Source organism: Streptomyces sp. NPDC030820, from assembly GCF_055572075.1.
This window is the reverse complement of sequence record NZ_JBVIEB010000004.1, coordinates 423,743-441,969: the sequence shown is the minus strand read 5'-3', so window position 1 is coordinate 441,969 and position 18,227 is coordinate 423,743. Positions and strand designations below refer to the sequence as shown.

At 70.4% G+C, this 18,227-nt stretch carries 12 protein-coding genes and 1 pseudogene; 12 read left to right on the top strand and 1 reads right to left on the bottom strand.

All coding sequences use genetic code 11. The annotated features are described in order from the left end of the window. Positions 1–28: 28 nt before the first annotated feature. The 5 genes from ACZ418_RS13835 (at position 29) to ACZ418_RS13815 (ending at position 8,299) form a co-directional block, all read left to right on the top strand. A complete protein-coding gene (locus ACZ418_RS13835) occupies positions 29–1,150 on the top strand; it encodes a lipid II:glycine glycyltransferase FemX (RefSeq protein WP_468361888.1) in 1,122 nt (373 codons plus the stop codon). A gap of 13 nt (positions 1,151–1,163) precedes the next feature. Continuing rightward, positions 1,164–1,289: a hypothetical protein gene (locus ACZ418_RS13830; protein ID WP_468361885.1), complete on the top strand. Its 126-nt coding sequence runs from the start codon at positions 1,164–1,166 to the stop codon at positions 1,287–1,289. 111 nt (positions 1,290–1,400) lie between these two features. After that, complete coding sequence (locus ACZ418_RS13825) at positions 1,401–2,333, top strand: EamA family transporter (RefSeq protein ID WP_468361882.1); 933 nt, start codon at positions 1,401–1,403, stop codon at positions 2,331–2,333. A 124-nt stretch (positions 2,334–2,457) separates the two neighbouring features. Further along, a complete protein-coding gene (locus tag ACZ418_RS13820) occupies positions 2,458–7,230 on the top strand; it encodes a DUF6531 domain-containing protein (RefSeq protein ID WP_468361879.1) in 4,773 nt (1,590 codons plus the stop codon). A gap of 76 nt (positions 7,231–7,306) precedes the next feature. Next, complete coding sequence (locus ACZ418_RS13815) at positions 7,307–8,299, top strand: hypothetical protein (RefSeq protein WP_468361876.1); 993 nt, start codon at positions 7,307–7,309, stop codon at positions 8,297–8,299. A gap of 193 nt (positions 8,300–8,492) precedes the next feature. Here ACZ418_RS13815 and ACZ418_RS13810 read toward each other — a convergent pair. Continuing rightward, a pseudogene (locus tag ACZ418_RS13810) lies at positions 8,493–8,597 on the bottom strand (XRE family transcriptional regulator); the annotation flags it as partial. Positions 8,598–8,715: 118 nt separating this feature from the next. Between ACZ418_RS13810 and ACZ418_RS13805 the strand changes: the two are divergent. The 7 genes from ACZ418_RS13805 to ACZ418_RS13775 are packed head-to-tail and all read left to right on the top strand — an operon-like array spanning position 8,716 to position 18,224. Beyond that, positions 8,716–9,510, top strand: coding sequence for a TIGR03084 family metal-binding protein (locus ACZ418_RS13805; protein ID WP_468361873.1), 795 nt, complete (start codon positions 8,716–8,718; stop codon positions 9,508–9,510). Beyond that, entirely contained in the window at positions 9,507–11,183 is a 1,677-nt protein-coding gene (locus ACZ418_RS13800; protein ID WP_468361870.1) for an acyclic terpene utilization AtuA family protein, read from the top strand. The genes ACZ418_RS13805 and ACZ418_RS13800 overlap by 4 nt, the downstream gene beginning before the upstream one ends. Further along, positions 11,180–12,778, top strand: a complete 1,599-nt coding sequence (locus tag ACZ418_RS13795; protein WP_468361867.1) for an acyl-CoA carboxylase subunit beta — start codon at positions 11,180–11,182, stop codon at positions 12,776–12,778. Before ACZ418_RS13800 ends, ACZ418_RS13795 begins: the two co-directional genes overlap by 4 nt. 8 nt (positions 12,779–12,786) lie before the next feature. Further along, on the top strand, positions 12,787–14,694 hold the full coding sequence (locus ACZ418_RS13790; protein ID WP_468361864.1) for an acetyl/propionyl/methylcrotonyl-CoA carboxylase subunit alpha: 1,908 nt from the start codon (positions 12,787–12,789) through the stop codon (positions 14,692–14,694). A 7-nt stretch (positions 14,695–14,701) separates the two neighbouring features. After that, positions 14,702–15,892, top strand: a complete 1,191-nt coding sequence (locus tag ACZ418_RS13785) for an acyl-CoA dehydrogenase family protein (protein ID WP_468361861.1) — start codon at positions 14,702–14,704, stop codon at positions 15,890–15,892. A gap of 29 nt (positions 15,893–15,921) precedes the next feature. Next, positions 15,922–17,493, top strand: coding sequence for a 4-coumarate--CoA ligase family protein (locus tag ACZ418_RS13780; protein WP_468361858.1), 1,572 nt, complete (start codon positions 15,922–15,924; stop codon positions 17,491–17,493). Next, a complete protein-coding gene (locus ACZ418_RS13775; protein WP_468361855.1) occupies positions 17,490–18,224 on the top strand; it encodes an enoyl-CoA hydratase family protein in 735 nt (244 codons plus the stop codon). Before ACZ418_RS13780 ends, ACZ418_RS13775 begins: the two co-directional genes overlap by 4 nt. The last annotated feature ends 3 nt before the right edge of the window (positions 18,225–18,227 follow it).

Here is an 18,227-nt window from a genome sequence, read left to right as displayed (position 1 = left end):
GCTGACCCGCGATCTTCAAGGAGCGCGCATGACCCTCACCCTCCGGGCCATCACCCGGGCCGAGCACCTCGCCTTCGTGGCGGGCCGCCCCTCCGTCAGTCATATGCAGGTGCCGTCGTGGGGGGACGTGAAGGCGGACTGGAAGGCGGAGAGCCTCGGCTGGTTCCAGCCGGACGGGCGGCTCGTCGGGGCCGGGCTGGTGCTGCTCAGGCCGTTGCCGAAGACCAGACGGTATCTGGCCTATCTGCCGGAGGGGCCGGTCATCGACTGGGACTCGCCCGACCTGGAGCGCTGGCTGGAGCCGATGCTGGCCCATCTCAAGGACCTGGGCGCGTTCTCGGTGAAGATGGGCCCGCCCGTGGTGGCCCGGCGCTGGAGTCCCGAGGCGGTCAAGGCCGCGATCGCCGACCCGGACGCGCACCGGTTGCGGGACGTGCCGCCGACCTCGTCCGAACAGGGCGCCGCGGACCTGGCCGGCCGGCTGCGCCGGATGGGCTGGCGGCAGGCCGAGCCCGGCGGTGAGGAGGGATTCGTCGCCGGTCAGCCCCGGTATGTGTGCCAGGTGCCGTTCGCCGGACGGTCGCTGGACGACATCCACCGGGGCCTCAACCAGCAGTGGCGGCGCAACATCAAGAAGGCCGAGAAGGCGGGCGTGAAGGTCGTCCGGGGCGGCTACGAGGACCTGCCGGCCTTCTACGGGCTGTATGCCGAGACGGCCCGCCGCGACCGGTTCATCCCGCGCCCGCTGCCGTACTTCCAGCGCATGTGGACCGCGCTGACCGCCGAGGACCCCGACCGGATGCGCTTGTATCTCGCCCACCACGACGGGGAGGTTCTCGCCGCGGCCACGATGCTGATCGTCGGCGGGCACGTCTGGTACTCCTACGGCGCCTCCACCGCCCGCAGACGCGAGGTGCAGCCCAGCAACGCGATGCAGTGGCGCATGATGTGCGACGCCCACGAACTCGGGGCCCACGTCTACGACTTCCGGGGCATCACCGACACCCTGGAGGAGTCCGACCATCTGCTCGGCCTGCTCCGCTTCAAGGTGGGCGCGGGCGGCGAGGCCGTGGAGTACCTGGGCGAGTGGGGCTTCCCGCTGAACCGCCTGCTGCACAAGGCACTTGACGTCTACCTGACCCTGCGCTGAGGCCATTCTCAGCTTGGGGTACGAGCACGCGCCGGGGTACGAGCACGCGCCGGTGTACGAGCACGCGCCGGTGTACGAGCAGCAGTACGGTTACGCCCCCTACGCCTTCCGTGACGAGGAGCCCCGGCCGGGTATCTGATTCCAGCATCCGGGACAGCTCCTTAAAGGGTTCACGCACCTGTCAAGGTCCATTACCCTGGACCTGGTAGTACATCGAGATGAACAAACCCGATCAAGCACAGGACCGCCCGTGACCGCCACCTCCAGCACCGCCACGCCGACCCCGGTCACCTCTGCCCAAGGACCGCGCCGCTTCGGCCCGCTCGGTCCGGTCGGCCTGGTGCTGGCCGGCGGTATCTCGGTCCAGTTCGGCGGCGCCCTGGCGGTGACCCTGATGCCGCGCGCGGGCGCACTGGGCGTCGTCACCCTGCGCCTCCTCGCGGCGGGTGTCGTCCTTCTCCTGGTCTGCCGCCCCCGGCTGCGCGGCCACTCGCGCGCCGACTGGGGCACGGTGGTCGCGTTCGGCATCGCGATGGGCGCGATGAACGGCCTCTTCTACGAGGCCGTCGCCCGCATACCGCTCGGCCCGGCGGTCACCCTGGAGGTCCTCGGCCCGCTGTCCCTGTCCGTCCTGACCTCCCGCCGCGCGATCAACGCGCTGTGGGCGGGCCTGGCCCTGCTGGGCGTCTTCCTGCTGAGCGGCGGAGGCTTCAGCAGCCTCGACCCCACAGGTGTCGGATTCGCCCTGGGCGCCGGCGCCATGTGGGCGATCTACATTCTCTTCAGCGCCCGTACGGGCCGCCGCTTCCCCCAGGCGGACGGTCTGGCCCTGGCCATGGCGGTCGCAGCCCTCCTCTTCCTCCCCCTGGGCATCACCGCGGCAGGCACCCGCCTCCTGAACCCCACCACCGTCGCCCTCGGCTCGGCGGTGGCCCTGCTCTCCTCCGTCCTGCCCTACACCCTCGAACTCCTGGCCCTGCGCCGCCTTCCCGCCTCCACATTCGCAATCCTGATGAGCCTGGAACCGGCGATCGCGGCAACGGCCGGCTTCCTGATCCTCGGCCAGTCCCTGTCCCTGACGGAGGCCGCCGCCATCACTCTGGTCATCGCGGCGAGCATCGGCGCGGTCCGCACCCAGGTGGGCCGGGGCAAGGCCAGGGTGGAACCGGCCCCGGAGGCCTGACGTCCCGACCTCGTCACAAGCCACTGCATCGAGTTGACCCCCCGTCAAGTGATCTCGTTATCATTCATTCGCACGTGTGATGCGTTGCCTGGCCTGGCCAGTGGGGGAAGGCGGTTGACGGGGGATGGGCTACGTCCTGCCAGGGTGGCTCGACCAAATCCTGGATTACATAGGCATCAAGTTTCCGAACGTCGACGAGGACGACTACCGCGAGATGGCGGACGCCATGCGGGAGTTCGCCGACAAGTTCGAGGGGCACGGCGCGGACGCGCACAAGGCGGTCGAGCAGATCCTCGCCTCCTCACGAGGCTGGGCCGTCCACTCGATGCAGACGCACTGGAACCAGGTCAAGGCCGGCCACCTGGACAAGATCCCGGAGCTGGCCCGTCTGTTCGCCGACGCCTGTGACGTCGTCGCGGACATCATCTTCGCGATGAAGACGAAGGCCGAGGCCGAACTCGCCGTCATGGCGGGCTCGGTGGGCCTCTCGCTCGGAATGGCGTTCGTCACCGGAGGCCTGTCCGCCGTCCTGGGCGCGGCGGAGGTCACGGCCATGCGGCAGCTGGTGAAACGAATCATCGACGAGGCGGCCGACCGGTGCGTGGACGAGCTGCTCGCCCGGGTCACCGCGCCGGTCAACGCCAAGCTGGAGGCGATGGTCGAGGACGCGGTCCTGGACCTGGCGAACGACGCCTTCTCCCTCCCTCCCGACCCGACCGGCGCCGACACAGGCGCTGCCGGTGGCGGCGGAAGCGGCGGTCGTGCCGACGGGCACGGCCATGGACACGGCGGCATGCAGCTGGCCTCGGCGGGCGGCGCGGGCGGCGGCTTCGAGCTCGCCTCCGCGGGCGGTGGCGGCTCAGGCGGCGGGGACCTGTTCATCGACCACGAGGCGTTCGAAAGCGGCGCCGGCAAGGTCTCCTTCCACGGCAGCGAGCTGCACCTGGCCAGCTCCTCCCCGCTGGGCCGCGCCAGGGGAGCCTTCGGCCGCACCAAGGGCAGGGACCCCTTCACCCAGGCCTTCGACTCGGTCCTGGAAGGTGCGCTGCACGGCTCCGAGAAAGCCCTCGGCAAGATCGCAAAGCACATCACCGCGACCGTCCCGGACCGGGTGAGGGCCGCCTCCCGGCTGCACAAGCACAACGACCTCGACATCGGGGACCGGCTCCACGGAATTCACGTGCACAAGGGGCGCGGCGGCGGCTCGGGCCGCGATGGATTCCCCGCATCCGCCCGCAAACCGGACCATGACCTGAAGATCGACGAGGCGAAGCTGTCACAGCAGGCCCGTGCTCTCGAGGCCAAGGAGACGTGCGGTGACCCGATCGACATGGCCAGCGGGCAGATGGTTCTCGCGCAGACTGATGTGTCCCTGCCCGGCGTTCTTCCCCTAGTGCTGCGCCGCACCCACATGTCCGGATACGCCTCTGGCCACTCGTTCGGCCCGTCCTGGGCCTGCACACTCGACGAACGTCTCGAGCAGGACGACACGCTGGGCGGCTACTGGTGGTACCGGGAGGACGGGTCGGCCCTGGCTTATCCACGCCTGCCCGATCTGCCCGGTGACCGGGTGAGCCCGGCCGAAGGCGCACGACTGCCACTCACCTATGTCACGCGCGGCAGCAGCTACGTACTGACCGTGCAGGACCCCCATAGCGGCCTCACCCGCCACTTCGAGCCCGCCGAGACGCACGCCGGCGTGTGGTGGTTGGTCGGCGTCGAGGACCGCAACGGAAATTCCGTCACCGTGGTGCGTGACGGGCACGACGTCCCGCTCACCGTCACGCACAGTGGCGGCTACCGCGTCCGTGTCGACTATGACGCCGAACGAGGCCGCGTCACCGGGCTGCGGACGCTCACCGGTGACGCACCGGTTCAGCTGCGTTCGTTCGGCTACGACGATGCAGGTCGCCTCACCGAGGTGCGCAACGCTGTCGACGCCACGACCCGCTTCTCCTACGACGACGCTCACCGCGTCACGGGGTGGCGGGACTCCAACGGCACCGAGTTCACGTACGTCTACGATGCCGTCGGCCGGGTGGTCGAGACGCGAGGCACCGATGGGATCCTCAACTCCCTTGTGAACTACGGTGATACACAGGAGGACGGCACGAGCACCGTCACCTACACCGATTCCCTGGGGCACGCCACGACCTACCGTGCCAACCGGCACGGCCAGATCATCGCGATCACCGACCCGCTGGGGCGCACCACTACCCAGCGGTGGGACCGGTACGACCACCTGCTCTCGCACACCGATCCGCTGGGCCGCACCACGCACTGGGAATGGGACGACTTCGGCAACCTGGCGTCGGTCACCGCGCCCGACGGCGCCGTCACCCGTTTCACCTACAACGCGCTGCATCTGCCGATCACCCTGACCGCCCCTGACGGTGCCGAAACGCGTCAGGAGTACGACGAGCGGGGCAATCGCACCGCGGTCATCGGCCCTGACGGCGCCGTTCACCGATTCACGTACCATCCCACAGGCGCTCCCGAGGGCGTCACTGATCCGGTCGGTGCGACGCTGAGCATGGAAGCCGACCTGGCCGGTCTCCCGGTGGCCGTGGAGGACGCGCGCGGTGCCCGCACCGTGTGCCGTCGGGACGCACTGGGCCGGCCTCTCGAACTCACCGACGCGCTTGGCCAGACGTCTCGCTTCGGCTGGGATGCCGAAGGTCGGCTACTCACACGCGTCGGCCCCGACGGGAGCAGCGAGCAGTGGCAGTGGGACGGCGAAGGCAACTGTGTGCGCCACACCGACCCGCTCGGTGGTGTCACGAGTTATTCCTACGGCCCGTTCGACCTGCTCGCTTCGCGGACGACACCCGACGGCCGCACCCACACCTTCGTCCACGACACCGAGCAACGCCTCGTGCGGGTCGTCAATCCGGCCGGTCTGACATGGACGTACGAGTACGACGCCGTCGGCCGTGTGCTTGTCGAGACCGACTTCGACGGTCGTGCCAGCCGCTGCATCTACGATCCCGCAGGGCAGCTCATCAGCCGCACCAATGCGGCCGGACAGAGCGTCGGCTATGAGTTCGACGAAAACGGCCGGCTCACGGCGAAGACTGTAGGCGCCACGAGAACCACGTTCTCCTACGATGCTGCGTCCCGCCTCCTGTCTGCCGAAAGCGCTCAGTGCACCTTGCAGTTCGCCTATGACGCGGCGGGACGTCTGCTGACCCAGACCGTGGACGGCGCTACGCTCGCTCTTGGTTACGACCGGGCCGGCCGCCGGGTCTCGCGCACCACACCGACTGGCGCGCGCACCGCCCAAGCGTGGGACGAGGTCGGCAACCGCACCACCCTGACCGTTGATGACCGGCACACCCTCGCCTTTGCCCATGACCTCCTCGGCCGTGAGACCGAGCGCACCGTGGGCGACCACCTGCGCCTCGACTCGGCGTGGGACGCCGCGGGGCGGCTGACGCTGCAGAACCTGATGGCACGAACCGGCCGTCGAATCCGCGCGCGCAGTTACACGTACCGAGCCGACGACCACCTCACCGCGGTCCACGAAGAAGTCACCGGCCGCGGCACCACATACGTCCTCGACCCGATCGGCCGCCCGTTGCGGGCTTCGGGCCCCAGAGGACCGGAGGCCTACACCTACGACGCGTCCGGCAACCAGCTCACCGCCGACTGGTCGGACCGCGCGGCGGATCCCGCCGCCCGTGGCGAACGCGACTACACCGGCACCCGCCTTGTCCGTGCCGGACACACCTACTACCGCTATGACGATGCTGGCCGCCTCGTCGAGCGCACCAAGAAGCGGCTGTCCCGCAAGCCCGACGTCTGGCGTTACGCCTGGGACGCCGAGAACCGACTCACCTCCTGTACCACGCCTGACGGCAGCACCTGGCACTACCGGTACGACCCGCTGGGCCGCCGCACCGCCAAGCACCGCTCGAACGAGGCGGGCGGCGTCATCGACGAGACCCGCTTCACCTGGGACGGCCCCCGCCTCGCCGAGCAGATGGATACCGCCACCGGCATCACGCTCACCTGGGACCACGATGGTTTCCGCCCGCTGGTCCAGTACGAGCGCAAGCCGTTGTCCGACGAGGAAGTCGACTCCCGTTTCTTCGCCATCGTCTCGGACCTGGTCGGAACCCCCACTGAGCTCGTTGATGAAAGCGGTGCCATCACGTGGCGTGCCCATGCGACCGTCTGGGGCACCACGGCCGTCACCCCGGACGCCACGGCTCATACACCGCTGCGCCATCCCGGCCAGTACGCCGATGCGGAAACCGGGCTCTACTACAACTACTTCCGGCACTACGACCCGGAAACCGCACGGTATGTCAGCCCCGACCCGATGGGACTGGTACCGGCGCCCAATCCGGTGGCCTATGTCGACAACCCCCTGGACGTGTACGACCCCCTCGGTCTCGCGCCCTGTCGCAAGGACCACTACACGTGGGGCGGCAGCATCCGGTACAAACCGCTGGACCATCTTGGGCGACCGACCGGTGTGTCCGCCTGCATACGGCCGGAGATGCTGAAATCCGGCACGCCGGCAGGCCAGATCACCCCGCCCGGCTGGCGCGGACATGGGACCGCGTTCAACGAGGCCCGCGGTCACCTCCTGGCCGACCGCCTCGGTGGCGCGGGCAAGCAGCACAACGCCAAGCACAATCTGGTGACCCAGACGCAGGACCCCGTCAACAGTCCGTACCAGCGCGACATGGTCGAGGGCGAGATCTTCAAGGCTGTGAAGGAGAGGGGTGAAGTCATCCAGTACGACATCACGCCGATCTATGAGGGGACCAACCCCATTCCCATTCGTCTCGAATACTCCGCGTACGGCAACAAGGGCTTCGAGCTGACCGGCTGGCTCGACAACCCTGCCGCCGGGGTACGCACCGCCATACCCGGCTGGAGTCCGTGAGTAGGTAGAGTTCCCAGCCGTCCCCGATACCCCGTCACCGTCCGAACCGCTACCCGAGCTCTGGGAGCCCTGGTCCATGACGCGCACCACCCCGCCCCGCCCTGTCGACGTCGAGGAGATCTTTCCCGAGCTGGCCGCGATGCGTCGGACCGCCACCCGGCTGCACCCGCGGCGCGGTACACCCACCGCTCATGACAGCTCGGTCGGCGGTCCCATGCTGTGGTCCGCCGGCGACGCCTGGCCGATGTGTACCGTCCCGCACAAGCGCTCCAGCGGTTACCGCTACAGCGACGTGGTGCGTAAGAGGCAGATCTTGGAGGAGGCCTGGCGCCGACAGCCGGATCCCGGGCCGAGCAACGAAGAGATTGAGATCATCGACAGTTTCAAGCGCGGTCGGCATGCTCCGCAGCTCTCCGACACGGATCCCATCCCGATGATCGCTGTCGCCCAGCTGTACCGGCGCGACGTTCCCGGCCTGCCGGACACCGGTGAAGGCGACCTGCTTCAAGTGTTCTGGTGCGGCTTTGAACGGCACGGCGACACTCGCCACGAACTCTACGTGCACCTACGGTGGCGGCACTCCCAGGACGTCGGAACACCGCTGGTGCAGCAGCCGGTGCCCGAGGTCGTCGGCCGTGAAGAACTCGTCCCGTCCCCTTGCGTGCTGGATCCCGAGGAAATCATCGAGCATCCCTACTTCATGACGCTCGACCCTGCCATGCAGGAACGCATCGCCGCATGGGAAGGGCCTGAGGACGCGGGCGACCGGTACATCTCGGATCTGTCCACGGCTCCTGGCTGGAAGGTCGGCGGGTACGTGGCGTGGCCTCTTACGGGGCCACGGCCGTTGCTCTGCTCCGTCTGCGGCGCGGAACTCGCCCCGCTGCTGACGGCGGACGAACGCGAATGGGATCCCAGCACGACCAGTTGGATCCCCTACGAGGACCAGCCAGCCGCGGACACCTTGTGGGCCAACGACCCTACCGGAGTCTCGCCGGGCCGCGGTCGCCTGACCGTCGCCGTATGCCCTTGGGACCCGCATCACCCCATCGATCTCGTCGTGCAGTGAGCGGCGCTCGGAGACATGCGATCTGTGGCACGCATGATGAACCATGCCTGTGTTGCGGTCGACCTCCTCGCCGAGGAGGTGCTGCCAGGATTTGGTGGCCGGTCCGGCCGCCACGAGGCCTTTCTGGTGCGCGACCGCGCCTGCTGGCTGGTCTCCGGGGGCGGCAATGAGACGGTCGTGGGTAGGGTGGCCGCCCCAGTTGGGCCAACGTCAGGCCGGCCGCTTCCCGTGCCCTGCGCAGCTCATAGCCGTAGTAGTCCAACGGTGATGCACTGGGGTCGAGTTTGCGGATGTTCACGTTCACCACCTCCGCTTACTGAGGGTAGCGATCTGCGCGCGCACAGGAGTCGGCCTGTGGAAAACAAATTCATGCAAGCGTGCTTGATTGTTTCTGTCCTCGCTGCCATGCTCCCCCCATGGCCGACCCGACGCCCGTCATCGACGACCTGCGTGCCGAGAGCGAGGAACTCGACCTGCTCGTGGCCGAGTTGAGCCCCGAGCAATGGGCACTGCCCACCCCCGCCCCCGGCTGGACCCTCGCCCACCAGATCGCCCACCTCGCCTGGACCGACCGCTCGGCCCTGCTCGCCGTCACCGACGCGGACGCCTTCCAAGCACTGGTCGAGAAGGCGCTCGCCGCCCCCGACTCCTTCGTGGACGAGGGCGCGGAGGAGGGCGCCCGGCTCGCGCCCACCGAACTGCTGCGGACCTGGCGGGCCGGGCGCGAGGACCTCGACCGGGCCCTGCGCGCCGCGCCACCCGGCGCCCGTTTCCCCTGGTACGGCCCACCCATGTCGGCCGCCTCCATGGCCACCGCCCGTCTCATGGAGACCTGGGCCCACGGCCTGGACATCGCCGACGCCCTGGGTGTGGTGCGCGCACCCACAGACCGGCTCAGGCATGTGGCCCGGCTTGGCGTCCGTACCCGCGACTTCGCCTACACCGTCCACGGCCTCAACCCGCCCGCCGAGGAGTTCAGGGTGGAACTGACGGCCCCGACCGGCGAGGTGTGGGCCTACGGTCCCGAGGGCGCCGACCAGCGCGTCACCGGGCCCGCCCTCGACTTCTGCCTCCTCGTCACCCAGCGCGCCCACCGCGCCGACCTCGCCCTGACCGCCACGGGCCCCGACGCCGACCGCTGGCTGGACATCGCGCAGGCCTTCGCGGGCCCGCCCGGCGGCGGCCGCCCGCCGACGGAGGGCCCGGCGTGACCAGCCTCCGCATCGGCAACTTCTCCGGTTTCTACGGCGACCGCGCGGGCGCCCTGCGCGAGATGCTCACCGGCGGCGAGGTCGACGTCCTCACCGGCGACTACCTCGCCGAGCTCACCATGCTGATCCTCGCCCGCGACCGGCTGAAGGACCCCGGCGCCGGTTACGCCCGCACCTTCCCGCGCCAGCTGGAGGACTGCCTCGGCCTCGCCCACGAGCGTGGGGTGAAGATCGTCACCAATGCGGGCGGGCTCAACCCGGCCGGACTCGCCGACGCCGTACGGGAGTTGGCCGACCGCCTCGGCATCCCGGTCCGCGTCGCGCACGTCGAGGGCGACGACCTCACTGCCGCGCATCCCGGCGCTCTCGCCGCCCACGCCTACCTCGGCGGCTTCGGCATCGCCGAGTGTCTGCGGGCCGGTGCGGACATCGTCGTCACCGGGCGCGTGACCGACGCGGCCCTGGTCACCGGGCCCGCCGCCGCCCACTTCGGGTGGGCGCGAACGGACTACGACCGGCTCGCGGGCGCCGTTGTCGCCGGGCATGTGCTGGAGTGCGGGACACAGGCCACCGGCGGGAACTACGCGTTCTTCCGGGAGGGGGACATACGCCGGCCCGGCTTCCCGCTCGCCGAGATCCACGCCGACGGCAGCAGCGTGATCACCAAGCATCCCGGCACCGGCGGCCTGGTCGACGTCGGCACGGTCACCGCGCAGCTGCTGTACGAGACCGGTGGCGGCCGGTACGCCGGGCCCGATGTCACCGCCCGGCTGGACACCGTACGGCTGAGCCAGGACGGGCCGGACCGGGTGCGGATCGAGGGCGTGCGCGGCGAGGCACCGCCGCCGACCCTGAAAGTCGGGCTCAACCGGCTCGGCGGCTTCCGCAACGAGGTCGTGTTCGTCCTCACCGGGCTCGACATCGAGGAGAAGGCCGGGCTGGTGCGGGCGCAGCTCTCCGATGCGCTCGCCAAGTCGCCGCCCGCCGAGGTCCGCTGGGAGCTGGTCCGCACCGACCGGGCCGACGCCGACACCGAGGAGACCGCGAGCGCCCTGCTGCGGCTCGTCGTACGGGACGCGGACGAGCGGGTCGTCGGACGGGCGCTGAGCGGCGCCGCCGTGGAGCTGGCGCTGGCCAGCTACCCGGGCTTCCATGTGCTCTCCCCACCGGGGAAGGGCGCTCCTTATGGGGTCTTCGAGGATGTGTACGTCCCCCATGGCGCCGTAGACCATAGGGCCGTCCTCCACGACGGACGCCGAATCCCTGTGCCGGTGCCCCAGGACACTCAGCCCCTGGACGACGTACCGGCCCCGCCGCTCCCCGACCCCCTTCCGCCCGGGCCGACCCGCCCCGCACCCCTCGGCCTGGTCGCCGGCGCCCGCAGCGGGGACAAGGGCGGCAACGCCAACGTCGGCGTCTGGGGCCGCAGTGACGAGGCCTGGCGGTGGCTCGCGCACGCGCTGACCACCGACCGTCTGCGGCACCTGCTGCCCGAGACCCGCGACCTGCCGGTCACCCGGCACCTCTTGCCGAACCTCCGCGCGGTCAACTTCGTCGTCGAGGGCATCCTCGGCGCGGGCGTCGCCGCGCAGGCCCGCTTCGACCCGCAGGCCAAGGCCCTCGGCGAATGGCTGCGCTCCCGCCACCTGGACATCCCGGAGGTCCTCCTGTGACCACCCTGACCTCGGCCCTGGACCCGGCCGGTCCCGACTACCGGGCCAACCGCGAGGCCATGCTCGCCAAGCTCGCCGAACTGGACGCCGAGCACGCCAAGGTGCTCGCGGGCGGCGGCGAGAAGTATGTCCAACGGCACCGGAAACGCGGCAAGTTGCTCGCGCGGGAGAGGATCGAGCTGCTCCTCGACCCGGACACGCCCTTTCTGGAGCTGTCCCCGCTGGCCGCCTGGGGCAGTGACTACGCGGTCGGCGCCTCGCTCGTCACCGGCATCGGCGTGGTCGAGGGCGTGGAGTGCCTGATCACCGCGAACGACCCGACCGTGCGCGGCGGTGCCAGCAACCCGTGGAGCCTGAAGAAGGCGCTGCGGGCGAATGACATCGCGCTCGCCAACCGGCTGCCCTGCATCAGCCTGGTGGAGTCGGGAGGGGCCGATCTGCCGTCCCAGAAGGAGATCTTCATCCCGGGCGGCGCCATCTTCCGCGACCTCACCCGCCTCTCCGCCGCTGGGATCCCGACCATCGCCGTCGTCTTCGGCAACTCGACCGCCGGCGGCGCCTACATCCCCGGCATGTCCGACCACGTGATCATGGTCAAGGAGCGGGCGAAGGTCTTCCTCGGCGGGCCCCCGCTGGTGAAGATGGCCACCGGCGAGGAGAGCGACGACGAGTCCCTGGGCGGCGCCGAGATGCACGCGCGCGTGTCGGGCCTCGCCGACTACTTCGCCGTCGACGAGCCGGATGCCCTGCGCCAGGCCCGCCGCGTGGTGGCCAGGCTCAACCACCGCAAGGCGTACCCGGATCCCGGCCCCGCCGAGCCGCCCAAGTACGACCCGGAGGAACTGCTGGGCGTCGTCCCCGGCGATCTGAAGATCCCCTTCGACCCGCGCGAGGTCATCGCCCGGATCGTCGACGCCTCCGACTTCGACGAGTTCAAACCGCTGTACGGGACCAGTCTGGTCACCGGGTGGGCCGCCCTGCACGGATATCCGGTGGGCGTGCTGGCCAACGCGCAAGGCGTGTTGTTCAGCGCGGAGTCGCAGAAGGCCGCCCAGTTCATCCAGCTCGCCAACCAGCGCGACATCCCGCTGCTCTTCCTGCACAACACCACCGGCTACATGGTCGGCAAGGAGTACGAGCAGGGCGGGATCATCAAACACGGCTCGATGATGATCAACGCGGTCAGCAACAGCAGAGTCCCGCACCTGTCCGTGCTCATGGGGGCGTCGTACGGCGCCGGGCACTACGGCATGTGCGGGCGGGCCTACGACCCCCGCTTCCTGTTCGCCTGGCCGAGCGCCAAGTCCGCTGTCATGGGCCCGCAGCAGCTCGCGGGCGTGCTGTCGATCGTCGCCCGTCAGTCGGCGGCGGCGAAGGGGCAGCCGTACGACGAGGACGCGGACGCCGCCCTGCGCGCCATGGTGGAGCAGCAGATCGAGTCCGAGTCGCTGCCGATGTTCCTGTCCGGGCGGCTGTACGACGACGGCGTCATCGACCCGCGCGACACCCGCACCGTCCTCGGCCTGTGCCTGTCCGCCCTCCACACCGCGCCCTACGAGGGCGTGCGCGGCGGCTTCGGCGTCTTCCGGATGTGAGGGATCACGTGATTTCGACTCTGCTCGTCGCCAACCGGGGCGAGATCGCCTGCCGGATCTTCCGAACCTGCCGTGAGTTGGGAATCCGGACGGTCGCCGTGCACTCGGACGCGGACGAGAATGCGCTCCACGCGCGCGTGGCCGACACGGCGGTACGGCTGCCGGGCGCGGCGCCCGCGGAGACGTATCTGCGCGGCGACCTGATCGTGAAGGCAGCCCTGGCCGCCGGCGCGGACGCCGTGCACCCCGGCTACGGCTTCCTCTCCGAGAACCCCGACTTCGCCCGCGCCGTCCAGGGCGCCGGTCTGACCTGGATCGGCCCGCCGCCGCGGGCCATCGAGGCGATGGCGTCCAAGACCCGTGCGAAGGACCTGATGGGCCTCGCGCCCCTCGACGCGGCGGACGTCACGGAGGCCGATCTGCCGGTGCTGGTGAAGGCGGCTGCGGGCGGCGGTGGGCGCGGGATGCGGATCGTGCGCCGCCTGGAGGAGCTGAGCGCCGCACTGGAGGGCGCGCGCGCCGAGGCCGCGAGCGCCTTCGGCGACGGCGAGGTCTTCGTGGAGCCGTACCTGGAGCACGGCCGCCACGTCGAGGTGCAGATCCTCGCCGACACCCACGGCACCGTCTGGCCTCTCGGCACCCGCGACTGCTCCCTCCAGCGCCGCCACCAGAAGGTCATCGAGGAGGCCCCGGCGCCCGGACTCACCGAGCAGCTCACGCAGGACCTGTACGCGCTCGCCGTACAGGCCGCGTGCGCCGTCGCCTACGAGGGCGCCGGCACCGTCGAGTTCCTGGTCGCCGACGGCCGCGCGCACTTCCTGGAGATGAACACCCGCCTCCAGGTCGAACACCCCGTGACCGAGGAGGTGTTCGGCATCGACCTGGTCGCCGAACAGATCCGGATCGCGGAGGGCCACGCCCTCGAAAAAGACCCGCCGCGCGCGCGTGGCCACGCGATCGAGGCCCGCCTGTACGCCGAGGACCCCGCCCACGACTGGGCCCCGCAGACCGGCACCCTGCACCACCTCGCCGTACCGGCCGGTGTCCGCCTGGACACCGGCTACACCGACGGCGACACCATCGGCGTCCACTACGACCCGATGCTCGCCAAGGTCGTCGCCCACGCACCCACTCGCGCGGAGGCGATCCGCAGGCTCGCCGGCGCACTGGAGCGCGCGGAGATCCACGGCCCGGTCACCAACCGCGACCTGCTGGTCCGCTCCCTGCGCCACGAGGAGTTCACCAGCGGGCGCCTGGACACCGGCTTCTACGACCGCCACCTCACCGCACTGACCGAGCCCGCCCCCGACCCGTACGCCCGCCCGTCTCCCACCACCACCCTCAAGCGAGTCGCTACGCGACCACCTCTGGTTGTGCTCGCCGCCGCCCTCGCCGACGCCCACGGCCGCTCCCGCTTCGGCGGCTGGCGCAACCTGCCCTCACAGCCGCAGGTGAAGCGGTACGCGGTGGCGGGGGAGGAGCACGAGGTCCGCTACCGGTACACCCGGGACGGTCTCGAGGCCGACGGGGTGCGGGTCGTGCACGCCGACGCGCACCTGGTCGTACTCGAAGTGGACAGTGTGGAACGGAAGTTCACGATCAGCCGCTACGGCGACGAGGTGTACGTGGGTGCCACCCGCCTCACCGCCCTGCCCCGCTTCCCCGACCCCACCGCCCAGCTCGCCCCCGGTTCGCTGCTCGCGCCGATGCCGGGCACGGTCGTCCGCGTCGCCGAGGGTCTGACGGAGGGGGCAACGGTTCAGGCCGGTCAAGGCCTCATATGGCTGGAGGCGATGAAGATGCAGCACCAGATCTCGGCGCCGGTCACCGGAACGCTGACCGCGCTGCACGCCAAGACCGGCCAGCAGGTGGAACCAGGAATGTTGCTCGCCGTAGTGCAGGAGACCTCTTCTTAGGAGCCCCATGTCCCCCGTCATCGAAACCGAAGAGCACAAAGCCCTCCGCTCAGCGGTAGCCGCCCTCGGCAAGCGCTACGGCCGTGACTACCTGGTCCAGACCGTCGCCGCGGGCAAACCCCTCACCGAACTCTGGACCGAGGCAGGCAAACTCGGCTACCTCGGCGTCAACCTCCCCGAGGAGTACGGCGGCGGGGGCGGCGGCATAACGGAACTCTCCATCGTCCTCGAAGAGCTGGGCGCCGCGGGCTCCCCCCTCCTCATGCTCGTCGTGTCACCCGCCATCTGCGGAACGGTCATCTCCCGCTTCGGTACAGAGGCCCAAAAACAGGCCTGGCTCCCCGGAATCGCCGACGGCACCCGTCTCATGGCCTTCGGCATCACCGAACCCGACGCCGGCTCCAACAGCCACCGCATCACCACCACCGCCCGCCGCGACGGCACCGACTGGCTGCTCACCGGCCGCAAAGTCTTCATCTCCGGCGTCGACATGGCCGACGCCGTCCTGATCGTCGGCCGTACCGAGGACGCCCGCACCGGACGCCTCAAGCCCTGTCTGTTCATCGTCCCGACCGACGCCGAGGGCTTCCAGAAGCGGCCCATCGACATGGAACTGGCCGCCGCCGAGAAGCAGTTCGAGCTGGTCCTGGACGACGTACGGCTGCCCGCCGACGCGCTCGTCGGTGGGGGCCCCTCCCACGCTTTCGGCAGTGGGGGAGAGGACGCCGGTCTGCTGCAACTGTTCGCCGGACTGAACCCCGAGCGCATCATGACGGCGGCCTTCGCCATCGGGATGGGCCGCTACGCGCTCGCCAAGGCGATCGAGTACGCCCGCGACCGTACCGTCTGGAAGTCCCCGATCGGCGCCCACCAGGCCATCGCCCACCCCTTGGCGCAGGCGCACATCGACCTGGAGCTGGCCCGGCTGATGATGCAGAAGGCGGCCCACCTCTACGACGCCGGCGACGACATCGGCGCGGGCGAGGCCGCCAACATGGCCAAGTACGCCGCCGGCGAGGCCTGTGTGAAGGCCGTGGACCAGGCCGTGCACACCCTCGGCGGCAACGGACTCACCCGCGAGTTCGGGCTCGCCTCGCTGATAACGGCCGCACGCGTGGCTCGTATTGCCCCGGTGAGCCGGGAGATGATTCTCAACTACGTCTCCCATCAGACGCTGGGCCTGCCCAAGTCGTACTAGGCGACGGCGCCGACCGCCCTGGAGGAACCGTGTTCCGCAGCGAGTACGCAGACGTTCCGCCCGTAGCACTCCCCATCCACGAGGCCGTCCTGGGTCGCGCCGCCGAGTTCGGCGAGCGCCCCGCCCTCATCGACGGCACGGACGGCACCACACTCACGTACGAGCAGGTGGACCGGTTCCACCGGCGCGTCGCCGCCGGTCTCGCCGACGCGGGTGTCCGCAAGGGCGACGTCCTCGCCCTGCACAGCCCCAACACCATCGCCTTCCCGACCGCCTTCTACGCGGCCACGCGCGCGGGCGCCTCCGTCACCACGGTGCACCCGCTCGCCACACCCGAGGAGTTCGCGGGGCAGCTCGGCGACAGCGGCGCCCGCTGGATCGTCACCGTCTCACCCCTGCTGGAGACGGCCCGCCGCGCCGCCGAACTCGCCGGCCGCATACGGGAGATCTTCGTGTGCGACAGCGCGCCCGGGCACCGGTCGCTCATCGACATGCTCGCCACGACCGCCCCCGAGCCGCAGCACGCCTTCGACCCCGCCGAGGACGTCGCCGCGCTGCCGTACTCCTCCGGCACCACCGGCATCCCCAAGGGCGTGATGCTCACGCACCGGCAGATCGCCACCAACCTCGCCCAGCTGGAGCCCGCAGTACCGGCCGCCCCGGGCGACCGCATCCTCGCCGTACTGCCCTTCTTCCACATCTACGGCCTCACCGCCCTCATGAACGCGCCCCTGCGCAAGGGCGCCACGGTCGTCGTCCTGCCCCGCTTCGACCTGGAGACCTTCCTCGCGGCCATCGAGAAGCACCGCATCACCGGCCTGTACGTCGCCCCGCCGATCGTCCTCGCCCTCGCCAAGCACCCGGCGGTCGCCCGCTACGACCTCTCCTCCCTGAAGTACGTCATCAGCGCCGCCGCCCCGCTGGACGCCCACCTCGCCCGCGCCTGCTCGCAGCGCCTCGGTCTGCCCCCGATAGGCCAGGCCTACGGCATGACAGAACTGTCTCCCGGCACCCACGTCGTCCCCCTCGACCGGCTGCACGACGCCCCCGCCGGCACCGTCGGCAGGCTCATCGCCGGCACCGAGATGCGGATCGTCTCCCTGGACGACCCCGACAAGGACCTCGGCACCGGCGAGCGCGGCGAGATCCTGATCCGCGGCCCCCAGGTGATGAAGGGCTACCTCGGCCGCCCCGACGCCACCGCCGCGCTGATCGACGCCGACGGCTGGCTGCACACCGGGGACGTGGGGCACGTCGACGAGGGCGGCTGGCTGTTCGTCGTGGACCGGGTCAAGGAACTCATCAAGTACAAGGGCTTCCAGGTGGCCCCCGCCGAACTGGAGGCCCTGCTGCTCACCCACCCCGGCATCGCCGACGCCGCCGTCATCGGCAGCTACGACGCGGACGGCAACGAGGTCCCGCACGCCTTCGTCGTCCGCCGGGCGGAGGCCGCCGAGGAGCTGACGGAGAACGAGATCATGCTGTATGTCGCCGCACGCGTGGCACCCTACAAACGGGTCCGCCAGGTCACCTTCGTCGACACCGTCCCCCGCGCCGCCTCCGGCAAGATCCTGCGCCGGGAACTGCGGGAGCTGCCGTGACGCCGATCAGCCGGACACGTGCGCGTGCCGTCGAAACCCTCGGCCTGGACTCCACCGACACCCGCAACGCCCTCTCGGCGGCCCTGGTCTCCGGCCTCGCCGAGGCCCTCACCGAGTGCGGCAAGGACCCGGACGTACGTGCCGTCGTCCTCACCCACAGCGGCAACACCTTCTGCGCCGGCGCCGACCTGCGCGACCCACCGGACCCGGACGCCCTGGTGGCCCTGCTCCGGCAGATCGTCGAACTGCCCAAACCGGTCGTCGCCCGCATCACCGGACACGTGCGCGCGGGCGGCCTCGGCCTGCTCGCCGCCTGCGACATCGCCGCCGCCTCCACCACCGCCACCTTCGCCTTCACCGAGGTCCGCATCGGTGTCGCACCCGCGGTGATCTCCCTGCCGGTGATCCCCCGCGCCGACCCGCGCACCCTGGCCCGCTACTACCTCACCGGGGAACGCTTCGACGCGCGCGAGGCCGTACGCGCCGGACTCCTCACCGTCACCGGCGACGACGTCGACGAGGCCCTCGCCCCGATCCTCGACGGACTGCGCCACTCCTCACCCCAGGCCCTGGCCGAGACGAAACGGCTGCTCACGGCTAGGGTGCTGGAAACATTCGACCGGGACGCGGCGGACCTGACCGCCCTCTCGGCCCGGCTGTTCGCCTCCGACCAGGCCAGGGAGGGGATGACGGCCTTCCTGGAAAGACGGGACGCGGCATGGGTGGTGTGACGA